Annotated in this window: 11 protein-coding genes; 7 read left to right on the top strand and 4 right to left on the bottom strand. The window is 54.0% G+C overall.

Annotated elements, in window-relative coordinates:
• Positions 1-72 precede the first annotated feature (72 nt).
• Complete coding sequence (msrA, locus tag USH94_RS18590; RefSeq protein WP_023310171.1) at positions 73-714, top strand: peptide-methionine (S)-S-oxide reductase MsrA; 642 nt, start codon at positions 73-75, stop codon at positions 712-714.
• A gap of 254 nt (positions 715-968) precedes the next feature.
• Positions 969-2,306 (top strand): hemolysin family protein, encoded by a 1,338-nt coding sequence (locus USH94_RS18585; RefSeq protein WP_023310162.1) that lies wholly within the window; start codon positions 969-971, stop codon positions 2,304-2,306.
• Positions 2,307-2,377: 71 nt separating this feature from the next.
• Here USH94_RS18585 and USH94_RS18580 read toward each other — a convergent pair whose 3' ends face one another.
• Positions 2,378-2,584 (bottom strand): DUF1107 domain-containing protein, encoded by a 207-nt coding sequence (locus USH94_RS18580; protein WP_008501430.1) that lies wholly within the window; start codon positions 2,582-2,584, stop codon positions 2,378-2,380.
• Positions 2,585-2,907: 323 nt separating this feature from the next.
• Between USH94_RS18580 and USH94_RS18575 the strand changes: the two genes are divergently transcribed.
• Entirely contained in the window at positions 2,908-3,465 is a 558-nt protein-coding gene (locus USH94_RS18575; RefSeq protein WP_111965372.1) for a YtfJ family protein, read from the top strand.
• Here USH94_RS18575 and cysQ read toward each other — a convergent pair.
• Positions 3,459-4,199, bottom strand: coding sequence for a 3'(2'),5'-bisphosphate nucleotidase CysQ (gene cysQ, locus USH94_RS18570; protein ID WP_111965373.1), 741 nt, complete (start codon positions 4,197-4,199; stop codon positions 3,459-3,461). The genes USH94_RS18575 and cysQ overlap by 7 nt on opposite strands.
• A 190-nt stretch (positions 4,200-4,389) precedes the next feature.
• Between cysQ and USH94_RS18565 the strand changes: the two genes are divergently transcribed.
• The gene (locus USH94_RS18565) at positions 4,390-6,333 is read left to right on the top strand and encodes a bifunctional 2',3'-cyclic-nucleotide 2'-phosphodiesterase/3'-nucleotidase (protein WP_111965374.1); all 1,944 of its coding nucleotides are present in this window, start codon (positions 4,390-4,392) and stop codon (positions 6,331-6,333) included.
• Positions 6,334-6,430: 97 nt separating this feature from the next.
• On the opposite strand, the gene USH94_RS18560 is transcribed toward USH94_RS18565, so the two are convergent.
• Positions 6,431-6,817 carry a winged helix-turn-helix transcriptional regulator gene (locus USH94_RS18560; RefSeq protein WP_111965375.1) on the bottom strand — a complete coding sequence of 129 codons (387 nt, stop codon included), beginning with the start codon at positions 6,815-6,817 and terminating at the stop codon, positions 6,431-6,433.
• Positions 6,818-6,901: 84 nt separating this feature from the next.
• On the opposite strand from USH94_RS18560, the gene USH94_RS18555 reads away from it, so the two are divergent.
• Positions 6,902-7,750: an SDR family oxidoreductase gene (locus USH94_RS18555; RefSeq protein ID WP_111965376.1), complete on the top strand. Its 849-nt coding sequence runs from the start codon at positions 6,902-6,904 to the stop codon at positions 7,748-7,750.
• A gap of 85 nt (positions 7,751-7,835) precedes the next feature.
• Here the strand turns inward: USH94_RS18555 and USH94_RS18550 are convergent, their stop codons facing one another.
• Positions 7,836-9,653 carry a beta-ketoacyl synthase gene (locus tag USH94_RS18550; protein ID WP_258525056.1) on the bottom strand — a complete coding sequence of 606 codons (1,818 nt, stop codon included), beginning with the start codon at positions 9,651-9,653 and terminating at the stop codon, positions 7,836-7,838.
• A gap of 254 nt (positions 9,654-9,907) precedes the next feature.
• On the opposite strand from USH94_RS18550, the gene USH94_RS18545 reads away from it, so the two are divergent.
• Both USH94_RS18545 and USH94_RS18540 read left to right on the top strand, forming a co-directional pair.
• Entirely contained in the window at positions 9,908-10,951 is a 1,044-nt protein-coding gene (locus tag USH94_RS18545) for a GlxA family transcriptional regulator (protein ID WP_258525057.1), read from the top strand.
• A 48-nt stretch (positions 10,952-10,999) separates the two neighbouring features.
• A complete protein-coding gene (locus USH94_RS18540) occupies positions 11,000-11,824 on the top strand; it encodes an AraC family transcriptional regulator (protein ID WP_111965378.1) in 825 nt (274 codons plus the stop codon).
• The last annotated feature ends 36 nt before the right edge of the window (positions 11,825-11,860 follow it).

Below are 11,860 nucleotides of genomic sequence, written 5' to 3'. Positions count from 1 at the left end.
CGCATTTATTGTGTTCAATTAAACGCTTCGTGACAACCTTAACTGAAACATCGCACCCCGGGAGGCCCCATCGTGAGTTTATTCGACAAAAAGCATCTGGTTTCACAAGCTGATGCATTACCGGGACGCAACACCCCTATGCCTGTGGCGACCTTACACGCCGTCAATAACCATTCCATGACCAACGTGCCGGAGGGAATGGAAATCGCCCTGTTCGCCATGGGCTGTTTCTGGGGCGTTGAGCGCCTCTTCTGGCAACTCCCCGGCGTTTACAGCACGGCGGCTGGCTATACGGGCGGTTACACGCCGAATCCTACCTATCGCGAAGTCTGCTCCGGCGAAACCGGGCATGCGGAAGCGGTGCGCGTGGTCTATGACCCTGCGGTAATCAGCTACGAACAGCTGCTGCAGGTCTTCTGGGAGAACCACGACCCGGCGCAGGGCATGCGTCAGGGCAACGACCACGGCACACAGTATCGCTCGGCCATTTATCCGCTCACGCCGGAGCAGGATGCCGCAGCGCGCGCCAGCCTTGAGCGTTTCCAGCAGGCCATGCGTGAAGCGGGCGACACGCGCGAGGTGACGACGGAAATCACAACCGCGAAACCATTCTACTATGCGGAAGACGATCACCAGCAGTATCTGCATAAAAACCCGTACGGCTACTGCGGTATCGGGGGCATCGGCGTCTGCCTGCCGCCACAGCTTGCCTGATTTCCGATCCAGCGCCACGCGAGCAGCGTGGCGCACACGGCAGCGACAGCGTTGTCTCATAACCTAACCACCACGAGTTGGCCGCCCCCTCCGGCTATCTTCGCCAAAATGTGACCTCTGGCAGATTTACATCTCTTTACGCTATACTACCCGCTGAAATAATCGGCTCAACGCTACGAGCTGGTGTTCAATGTGTTTTCACACAAATGGTATCAACTCCCCTTCTGAGGATCTGGCGAGAAGCCGGATAAACTATGTTAAACAGTATTTTAGTAATACTTTGTCTGATTGCCGTCAGCGCATTTTTCTCGATATCTGAGATCTCGCTGGCCGCGTCCCGTAAAATCAAACTGAAGCTGCTTGCCGATGAAGGCAACATCAATGCCACCCGCATCCTGAAAATGCAGGAAAACCCTGGCATGTTCTTCACCGTGGTGCAGATTGGCCTCAACGCGGTCGCTATACTCGGCGGTATCGTGGGTGATGCGGCGTTTTCTCCGGCCTTTTATAGCCTGTTTGTTAAGTACATGTCCGTTGAACTGGCCGAACAGCTCAGCTTTATCCTCTCCTTCTCGCTGGTAACCGGCCTGTTCATACTCTTTGCAGACCTGACCCCGAAACGCATCGGTATGATTGCGCCAGAAGCTGTGGCTTTGCGTATCATCAACCCGATGCGCTTCTGTCTGTACGTGTTTCGTCCACTGGTGTGGTTCTTCAACGGCCTGGCGAACGTGATTTTCCGCATCTTTAAGCTGCCTATGGTGCGTAAAGACGACATCACGTCTGACGACATCTATGCGGTAGTGGAAGCCGGCGCGCTGGCCGGGGTGCTGCGCAAGCAGGAACACGAGCTGATTGAGAACGTGTTCGAACTGGAATCCCGTACCGTACCGTCTTCCATGACGGGCCGTGAAAGCATTATCTGGTTCGATTTACATGAAGATGAGCAGAGCCTGAAGAACAAAGTGGCGCAGCATCCACACTCTAAGTTCCTTGTCTGTAATGAAGATATCGACCACATCATCGGTTACGTCGACTCCAAAGACCTGCTGAACCGCGTACTGGCAAACCAGAGCCTGGCGCTCAACAGCGGCGTGCAGATCCGCAACACCCTGATTGTGCCGGACACTCTGACGCTCTCAGAAGCGCTGGAAAGTTTCAAAACCGCCGGGGAAGACTTCGCGGTTATCATGAACGAATACGCCCTGGTGGTGGGTATTATCACCCTGAACGACGTGATGACCACGCTGATGGGCGACCTGGTTGGCCAGGGGCTGGAAGAGCAGATTGTTCAGCGTGACGATAATTCATGGCTGATTGATGGCGGCACGCCGATTGAAGACGTGATGCGCGTGCTGGATATCGACGAGTTCCCGCAGTCCGGTAACTACGAGACCATCGGCGGCTTTATGATGTTTATGCTGCGTAAAATCCCGAAACGTACCGACTCGGTGAAGTTCTCCGGCTACAAGTTTGAGGTGGTGGATATTGATAACTACCGCATCGACCAGCTGCTGGTGACGCGCATCGACAACAAACCGACCGTACTGGTTCCGAAGCTGCCGGATGCGGAAGAGAAGGTATCGGCGTAAGGTTCCAGCCTCCACAAACATCAACGGCTCCCATTGGGAGCCGTTTTTTTAACTACTGCATAGCACGTTGGTTAAGCCATCTCAGTTTGCAGACGCATAACCTGACGGTTGACTTCGGACATCACAGACAGGTGCTGTTTGTCCTTCACTTTTGGGACAAGGATCTTGCCCTTATCAAACTCAAAAGCGCCAACATCCTTGATATACAACCGTCCACGGAACAGGATCTTCACGTACTTCGCCACCTGAAGCGGGTTGTAGCGTTGGAAAATTTTCATTCTTGTATCTCCTGCGAATCATACGCTCTTGCGGTGCCACAATCGGCCCGACTGTCCTGAGCGCAAATTTTAATGCCCAATGACTATAGACCAGAACTACGGTGTTACCCAGTGTGCATAAGTTTATTTACCGTTTGATTACAATTATTCAGAATAATCTTTGCAAAGCGTGACCGGGCGCAGTATAAGCCGTCGTTTTTTCATGGATATGTGCGTTCACCCGCAAACTGGCATCGGGATTGCGGGAAAACCACATTGATCGCACTTATGATTAAAGCGTAAGACCAAGTGGTCGGATCACCTGCAAACAATAAGGAAACGCCATGACCCTACGTAATATCCTTGCAGCAGCCTGCCTGCTGCTGCCTCTGTGGGCTTCCGCTCACAACATTGAAAAAGGACAACGTGTACCGCCAGTCGGCATTGCTGACCGGGGAGAATTGATTCTCGACAATGATAAGTTTAGCTACAAACCCTGGAATAGCGCGCAGCTCGCGGGCAAAGTGAGAGTTGTACAACATATTGCCGGTCGTACATCCGCAAAAGAGAAAAATGCCAACCTGGTGGAAGCGATCAAGGCCGCGAAATTCCCGCACGACCGCTACCAGACGACCACTATTGTTAATACCGATGACGCCATTCCGGGCTCCGGGATGTTTGTGCGCTCAAGCCTTGAGAGCAATAAAAAGCTCTATCCGTGGTCGCAGTTTATCGTCGACAGCAACGGCGTCACCCGTAAGGCCTGGCAGCTGGAGGAAGAAAGCTCAGCGATTATTGTGTTGGATAAGGAAGGTCGCGTGCAGTGGGTGAAAGACGGGGCGCTGACCCAGGAAGAGGTGCAGCAGGTTGTCGACCTGCTGCATAAGCTGCTGGCTCAATAAATAGAGACGCGGAAGCCGGGGTTAAGGAAGGATTCGCGCGGGGTGTAGTCCAGCGGTTTGCCCTGCCAGTCATGAACATGCGCCCCGGCGGCCGCAGCAACGGCATGCCCGGCGGCGGTATCCCAGATATTGGTTGGCCCAAAGCGAGGGTACAGCTGCGCATGGCCTTCCGCCACCAGGCAGAATTTCAGCGACGAGCCGATCGAGGTGGTCTGGTGTTCACCCAGCTGCTGCAGGTACTCCTGCAGTTCGCTGTCGCTGTGCGAGCGGCTAATTACCACCAGCGGCGGACGCGCATCGCGCACCTGGATCTGCTTGCGCACGCCGCACTCTTCCTTCCACGCCTTCCCTTCTGCGGCGCTGTACATCACCTTCATTACCGGCGCGTAAACCACACCCAGCACCGCTTTCCCTTTCTCAATCAGGGCGATATTGACGGTGAATTCACCGTTGCGCTTGATGAACTCTTTCGTCCCGTCCAGCGGATCGACCAGCCAGTAGCGCTGCCAGTGCTGGCGCTCGTCCCAGCTTTGCGGCGCTTCTTCTGACAGGACGGGGATGTCCGGCGTTAAGGCCTGTAACCCTTTGAGGATCACCTTATGCGCGGCAATATCCGCCGCCGTGACCGGAGAATCGTCGGCTTTGCTGACAACCTCCATAGGTTTAATACCGTCATACACCTGCATGATGGCATCTCCCGCATCCCGTGCGAGCTGACAAATTTTTTCTAGCATTTTCCACCTCTTTGTTAACGCAGTGAGGTTAACTCTTTGTTTTAGTTATATCGTAATGTGAACAATTCCGCTATCTGTGAAGCAATTCCGGTTTCAGGTTACTTTTTTCTGTCAGGATTCACATTTCTGTAAGCAACAAGCTATAGATACATACTCTTTTGTGGTCTGCATCGAAAAAAGGACTCCTCTGATGATTAAGTTTAGTGCAACGCTTCTGGCGACGCTGATTGCAGCGAGCGTGCAGGCGGAGACGATAGATCTGCGTATTCTGGAAACGACCGATCTGCACAGCAACATGATGGACTTCGATTACTACAAAGATACCCCGACGGAAAAATTCGGACTGGTACGCACGGCAAGCCTGATCGATGCGGCGCGTGGCGAAGTGAAAAACAGCGTGCTGGTCGACAATGGCGATCTCATTCAGGGCAGCCCGCTTGGGGACTACATGGCGACCAGGGGGTTGAAAAAAGGCGAGATCCATCCTGTCTATAAAGCGATGAACACCCTGGATTACACCGTCGGCAACCTCGGCAACCACGAATTCAACTACGGTTTGAAATACCTTCACGATGCCCTGGCCGGCGCGAAATTCCCGTACGTTAACGCCAATATCATCGACGTTAAAACGCAAAAGCCGCTCTTTACCCCATACCTGATTAAAAATACCGAGGTTGTCGATCGGGACGGGAAAAAACAAACGCTCAAAATCGGCTATATCGGTTTTGTCCCGCCGCAGATCATGACGTGGGATAAGGCCAACCTCGACGGTAAGGTGACCGTCAACGACATCACCGAAACCGCGCGCAAATACGTGCCGGAAATGCGCGAAAAAGGCGCCGATCTGGTCGTCGTTGTCGCCCACTCGGGCCTCTCCGCCGATCCGTATCAAGCCATGGCAGAAAACTCCGTTTACTATCTGAGTGAAGTTCCGGGCGTCGACGCGATCCTGTTCGGCCACGCCCACGCGGTCTTCCCGGGCAAAGATTTCGCCAGCATCAAAGGCGCGGACATTGAGAAAGGGACGCTTAACGGCGTGCCGTCGGTGATGCCGGGCATGTGGGGCGACCATCTTGGCGTAGTGGATCTGGTGCTGAATAACGACGGTGGCAGCTGGAAGGTGACGCAGTCAAAAGCCGAAGCGCGCCCGATTTACGACGCTGCAGCGAAAAAATCTCTGGCGGCTGAAGATAAAAAACTGGTCAACGTGCTGAAGCACGATCACGACGCCACGCGCGAATTCGTCAGCAAGCCGATCGGCAAATCCGCCGATAACATGTACAGCTTCCTGGCGCTGGTGCAGGACGACCCGACCGTTCAGGTCGTCAACATGGCGCAGAAAGCCTATGCCGAACACTTTGTGCAGGGCGATCCGGATCTGGCAAAACTGCCGGTCCTGTCAGCCGCTGCGCCATTCAAAGTGGGCGGGCGTAAGAATGACCCGGCCAGCTATGTTGAAGTCGAAAAGGGCCAGCTGACCTTCCGTAACGCCGCCGACCTCTACCTCTACCCGAACACGCTGGTGGTGGTTAAAGCCACCGGGAAAGAGGTAAAAGAGTGGCTTGAGTGTTCTGCCGGACAGTTTAACCAGATTGACCCTAACAGCAGTAAGCCGCAGTCGCTGATTAACTGGGACGGCTTCCGTACCTATAACTTCGACGTGATCGACGGCGTGAACTACCAGATTGACGTCACCCAGCCGGCGAAATATGACGGCGAGTGCCAGATGATTAACCCGCAGGCGGAGCGCATCAAAAACCTGACCTTCAACGGCAAGGCGATCGACCCGAATGCCACCTTCCTGGTGGCGACCAATAACTACCGTGCCTACGGCGGTAAGTTTGCCGGTACGGGAGATAGCCATATCGCCTTTGCCTCGCCGGACGAGAACCGCTCGGTGCTTGCGGCGTGGATCAGCGCGGAGTCGAAGAAGGCGGGCGAAATTCATCCTGCGGTGGATAACAACTGGCGTCTGGCACCGATCCACAGCGATACGAAACTGGATATTCGCTTTGAAACGTCGCCATCCGACAAGGCAGCCACGTTTATCAAGGAGAAGGCGCAGTATCCGATGAAACAGGTCGCGACGGATGATATTGGGTTCGCGATTTATCAGGTGGATTTGAGTAAGTAAAACAAAACGGCAACACACGTTGCCGCTTTTGGTGTTTGTTCCCTCTCCCCGTTGGAGTGGGTCAGGGTGAGGGCATCGGGCCGCACATGCCCGGCTTTTACGCCGCGCGATCGTCCCGATTCGCCATCACCTTCGGCGTATTCACCTCAATCCAGTCAGCAAGCGCGGCAACTTTCTCGCTGACCTCAATACCCATCGGCGTCAGGCTATACTCTACGTGCGGCGGCACGACCGGATACGATACGCGATCGACAAACCCGTCCTGCTCCAGCGCCTGAAGCGACTGGGACAGCATCTTTTCGCTCACCCCGCCCATTTTGCGGCGCAGATCGCTAAAGCGATGCGTTCCCTGGCGCAGCGCCAGCAGAATCAGTACCCCCCAGCGGCTGGTTACGTGTTTGAGCACCTCTCGTGAAGGGCACTGCTCCGCGAAAAGATTGCCATCGCGCATTTGTTCGCTGAGCGTCGGTATCATTGTTTTCATACTTACCTTTTTGTACGTACTTACTAAAAGTTAGCTATGGTGCTAGTGTGCCACAACATCAGACAAACACGAAGGAGATTCATCATGATCGCGATTACCGGCGCTACCGGCCAGCTTGGCCATCTCGTTATTGAACAGCTGCTGAAAACCGTACCGGCCAGCCAGATTGTGGCCATCGTACGTAACCCGGCGAAAGCGCAAGCCTTAAGCCAGCAGGGTATTGTGGTGCGTCAGGCAGACTACACGGATGAAGCCACCTTCGCCGCCGCGCTGAGCGGCGTGGAAAAGCTTCTGCTGATCTCCTCCAGCGAAGTCGGACAGCGCGCGACCCAGCACCAGAACGTGATTAACGCCGCTAAAACGGCAGGCGTGAAATTTATCGCCTACACCAGCCTGCTGCATGCGGATACATCGCCGCTCGGTCTGCACGTTGAACACGTTGCGACTGAAAAAGCCCTGGCGGCGTCCGGCATTCCTTATGCCCTGCTGCGCAACGGCTGGTATACCGAAAACTACCTGGCGAGCGCGCCGCCTGCGCTGGAGCACGGCGTGTTTATCGGTGCGGCAGGCGATGGCAAAATTGCCTCTGCTACCCGCGCAGACTATGCCGCGGCGGCAGCCAAAGTGATCGCTGAAGAGGGCCATGCGGGCAAAGTGTATGAACTGGCGGGCGACCACGGCTGGACGCTGAGCGAACTGGCGGCTGAACTCAGCAAACAGAGCGGGAAACCGGTAACCTATCAGAATCTCAGTGAAGCAGATTTTGCCGCCGCGCTTAAAAGCGTCGGTCTGCCTGCCGGTCTGGCTGATATGCTGGCGGATTCCGATGTTGGCGCGTCCAAAGGGGGACTGTTTGACGATAGCCATACGCTGAGCAAACTGATCGGGCGCGCAACGACACCGCTGGCGCAGAGCATTAAAGCCGTTCTTTAACGGTGTCACCGTTCTTTCCTGCGGCCGGGTGATTTCCCTTACCCGGCCCACACATATTGATTAATAATAAAAACAGATATAACGATTAAAAGTCCGGGTATTCTTTTTCCGTCGCGTACATTATCGGTTTTTCAAATCCGGGAATGGTGATGCCATCCCTGGCAATCTTAATATCTTCCTCATTTATCCCCTGCTGGCCAAACAGATAAATAACGTTGAGTTCACCCTGCGAAGCCGACTCGTCGTACGCGTTCGCCTGATGTCGCACCTCGCGGTTACGCTGCTGATAATCCGCAAATACCGCGTCCCCGTAGCGTTTGCGCAACCATTGATGGGTAAGCTTTGGCGAGTAAACCACCCCCGTGGCATTATTACCGCCAAAGCCTTTTGAATTAATAAAGGCAATTTGCCCCTGGCCTTCCTCTAATTTGTAGTCCTGAAGAGGAATGGATAAGCGTGCGTTATTCACCTGCGGCGCGATCTGGGTTACGCTTTTAATTCCCGGTAAAATGCCATAGCGGAAGACGCCGAGGCAGCTGATGAGCTGGTCGCCGCTTGCGGGTCCCAGGGAGTGACCGAGATACGATTTCACCGCCGTCACCGGCCAGTCGCGGATCGCAAAGGCTTGCGCAACGCGGTCAAAAATATCCGCTTCGGAGACGCAATTCTTCGGCGTGCTTGAACCGTGCGCCTGAATAAACGATCCCTTTTGCACCGCCTCCATTCCGACCATCGACACTGCCGAAGCCACGGCTTTCGCCATGGTGATGTAGTTCCCCGGCCCTGGTGACGCAATAGAACGCTTAAAGCCGTCAGCGTTGATAAAGACATTCCCCACCGAACCATGGATCTCTGCCCCAAGCTGCAGCGCCAGCTCGTCGTCCATTAACACGACATACTGGCTGGATTCTGCGATCACAAAACCACAGCTGTTGCCAAACGGGCGGCTGCTGTTGGGCCAGTCGGGCGTTTCCGTTTCATCAATATGCTTGAGCTTGCTCTCCGTTGCCAGGGCGCCCATGGCGTCGAATCCTTCAATCACTTCGGAGATGACCGGCGCTTCGGCGCTGCCCACAACGGCCACGCGAATGCGTCCCGCTTTTATATCTTCGACTGCCGCATTGAGGTTATACAGAAACGTGGCGCACGCCCCCAGCGTGGCGCTGGTATGGCCAACGCTACCCAGCACATACGCATTGAGGAAATCAGCGCACATGCTGTTCAGGCCCAGCGGACACTGTTTGGCGCTGACGCGCTGGCCTTTCAGGCGCGACTGGAGCATACCGCCAAAGCCATAATCGTCGAGCTGTCCCATGATATTGCCCGAATAGACCCCGAGCTGATCCGGCGCGATCGCTGCCTGTATCTCGCGCCACGGGATCCCCAGAGCGTTGATGGCGTCCGATGCCCCGACAATCGCCATTTGTAGCGCCCGCGGATGGAACTGCGAATTGTAATGGTCACCCGGCCGGAATCCCTGCGGCAGCAAACCTGCAGCCTGAACCTCCGTGCGCAACAACGCCTCAATTTTACAGTCCATCTCTCCCTGAACGGTAATACGCACGCGCCGATCCGGTAATTCCTCAACCTGCCATCCCGCCGGTAAGGGATGCGGTAATTGTCTGGCTGAGATATTAAAGCTGAATCCTTCTTCGCCAGAAACCATATTCAATTTTGCATGGCTGGTGATAGCATCGACATCAAAATAGTCGCGCGTAATTATTCTGATAAGGGTTCCTTCCAGCGTCTCGTCTTTTATCTGCGCGGCAGCCTGAGCGGGCGTAAATCTTTTACCTGAAATGTCGCAATACCCACCTTCATCATATTTAAGCACGCCCATCAGAATAGCTAACGATAATAACGTCTCCTGCCTTTCCTCTTCCGATAATGAATCAATAATCATTCGGCGAAATGCATGATGAAAAGAACTACGACCAGCTGGACTATAGCCGCCAAAAGCCGTTATTACGGGTAATTTCACCATAATTCATCCTGTAGTGGTCGTAGACTTATTTTGTGCAAGTGCGATAATTTCAGATATTAGTTTACAAATTACCGACAAAAGCTAATATGAAAATCCAGCCAAAATGCTGACTTTTTTGGCCAGGGCAACTATGAGTCACCAAAAATAATAGTCAAAACAGGTATTAATCGAAAATGACAAATACACAAATTGGATTTGTGTTATGTGAACGCATGCTAAGTTCCGGTCTCAGTCTGCCGATTGAAATGTGGAAAGCCGCAGCCAGCAGCTATTTAGCCGAGCAAAAAACAACATCCCACGCAGAAAAGCACAAAACGGAGACATCTACGTTCAGGCTCTGTCGTCCGGAGAATATACTGAAAGTTCATACTATTGGCATAAATAACGAGCCTATCCTGACGCAAAGTGGGTTTAGCATTACCGCCGATACCACGCTTGCCGCAGACAGGCACTATGACGTTATCTATCTTCCTGCCCTGTGGCGCAACCCTCGAGCAGTGGTCAGACAACAGCCTGAACTTCTGAAATGGTTGACCGAGCAGGCTGCGCGAGGAACCCGTATCGCCGCCGTCGGAACGGGCTGCTGTTTTCTGGCGGAGTCGGGATTGCTCAACGGAAAGCCCGCCACCACCCACTGGCACTACTTCAAACAATTCTCGCGCGACTACCCCAGCGTAAAATTACAAACCAAACATTTTCTCACGCAGGCCGATAATATTTACTGTGCCGCCAGCGTTAAGGCCCTGTCAGATCTGACTATTCATTTTATCGAAACGATATACGGGAAACGTGTAGCCACGCATACACAACGAACATTTTTCCATGAAATTCGTAGTCAGTTTGATCGCCAGTGTTACAGTGAAGAAAACAAACCCCACCCGGATGAAGATATTGTTCAAATTCAAACCTGGATAAAAGCCAACTGCGCCTCGGATATATCCATGCAGAATCTTGCCGCTATGGCTGGCATGAGTTTGCGCAACTTCAACCGTCGCTTTAAAAATGCCACCGACATGTCCCCGCTGCAGTATTTATTAACCGCCAGAATGGAATCCGCCATGACAATGCTGCAATCCACCAATCTGTGCATTCAGGAGATCGCGAATGCGGTGGGATATCAGGATATTGCGCACTTTAATCGCCAGTTTAAGCATAAAACCACGGTTTCACCGGGGGATTACCGTAAGACCGTCCGGGCAAAGATGTTTAGTGCATAAACTCCGGTCATCTCTGATAATGAAAAGATGACCACGAGGAGGCTCAACGTGCAAGGCGTACCGGAACAGTTTAATGATGAAAGAGACAGCGCGCGCTTTCGCCATCTGGCGCAGCTGCCGGGACTGGAACTGTATCACGCGCACATTTCTGACTACGCCTTTGAGCCTCACACCCATGAAGCCTTCGGGATCGGCACGATTGAAACCGGTGCCGAACGCTTTCGCTATCGCGGTACCCAGCATCTCGCGGCGGAAAAATCCGTCGTCACCATGAACCCGGACGAGATCCACACCGGTGAATCCGCCACCGAGGGCGGCTGGCGCTACCGGATGGTCTATATCGAACCCGATCTGCTTGAAGAGGTGACCGGCCTCAGGCACTGGTGGTTTAGCGACGTGACCCGCCATGACCCGTTGCGCTCACAGCAAATCGGCAGGCTGATTTACGGCCTGTGGCACACGGACGATCCGCTTGCGCAAAAAGGATTACTGCTGGATCTGATTGAGACCTTCCAGCCTCTGGCCCATCACGCGCCGGTGATTCAGGAGGGCGCGCACCGCTTCGAACGCGTACGCGAGTACCTGCACGAAAACTACATGCACCCCCTGACGCTGGACGAGTTGGCCAGCGTCGTTTCACTCAGCCCGTATCATTTTCAGCGCCAGTTTAAAGCCCATTTTCACGTGACGCCACATCAGATGCTGATGGCCATTCGCCTCTGGCGCGCCAAAGCATTCCTCACGCACGGCATGCCCGCCGCAGAGGTCGCCGCCGCAACCGGGCTGACCGATCAGTCGCATCTCACCCGCGCGTTTACCCGCCGCTACGGCATTACGCCCGTGCGCTACCAGAAGCAGGTCATCCGGCGCTAATGCGCAATCTCATACAATACGCGCGTATTTTCCCCT

Source organism: Enterobacter sp. 148H3, assembly GCF_034107425.1.
Lineage (GTDB): Bacteria > Pseudomonadota > Gammaproteobacteria > Enterobacterales > Enterobacteriaceae > Enterobacter > Enterobacter vonholyi.
Note: the sequence above shows the minus strand (reverse complement) of the source record. Positions and strands in the feature narration are given on the sequence as shown.

Excerpts from the sequence above, each read along its gene's own strand:
- USH94_RS18575 (WP_111965372.1), top strand. The coding sequence starts at position 2,908 with ATGACCCTACGTAATATCCTTGCAGCAGCCTGCCTGCTGCTGCCTCTG.
- USH94_RS18545 (WP_258525057.1), top strand. The coding sequence starts at position 9,908 with ATGACAAATACACAAATTGGATTTGTGTTATGTGAACGCATGCTAAGT.
- USH94_RS18555 (WP_111965376.1), top strand. The coding sequence starts at position 6,902 with ATGATCGCGATTACCGGCGCTACCGGCCAGCTTGGCCATCTCGTTATT.
- USH94_RS18580 (WP_008501430.1), bottom strand. The coding sequence starts at position 2,584 with ATGAAAATTTTCCAACGCTACAACCCGCTTCAGGTGGCGAAGTACGTG.
- USH94_RS18560 (WP_111965375.1), bottom strand. The coding sequence starts at position 6,817 with ATGAAAACAATGATACCGACGCTCAGCGAACAAATGCGCGATGGCAAT.
- USH94_RS18550 (WP_258525056.1), bottom strand. The coding sequence starts at position 9,653 with ATGATTATTGATTCATTATCGGAAGAGGAAAGGCAGGAGACGTTATTA.
- USH94_RS18585 (WP_023310162.1), top strand. The coding sequence starts at position 969 with ATGTTAAACAGTATTTTAGTAATACTTTGTCTGATTGCCGTCAGCGCA.
- cysQ (WP_111965373.1), bottom strand. The coding sequence starts at position 4,199 with ATGCTAGAAAAAATTTGTCAGCTCGCACGGGATGCGGGAGATGCCATC.
- USH94_RS18565 (WP_111965374.1), top strand. The coding sequence starts at position 4,390 with ATGATTAAGTTTAGTGCAACGCTTCTGGCGACGCTGATTGCAGCGAGC.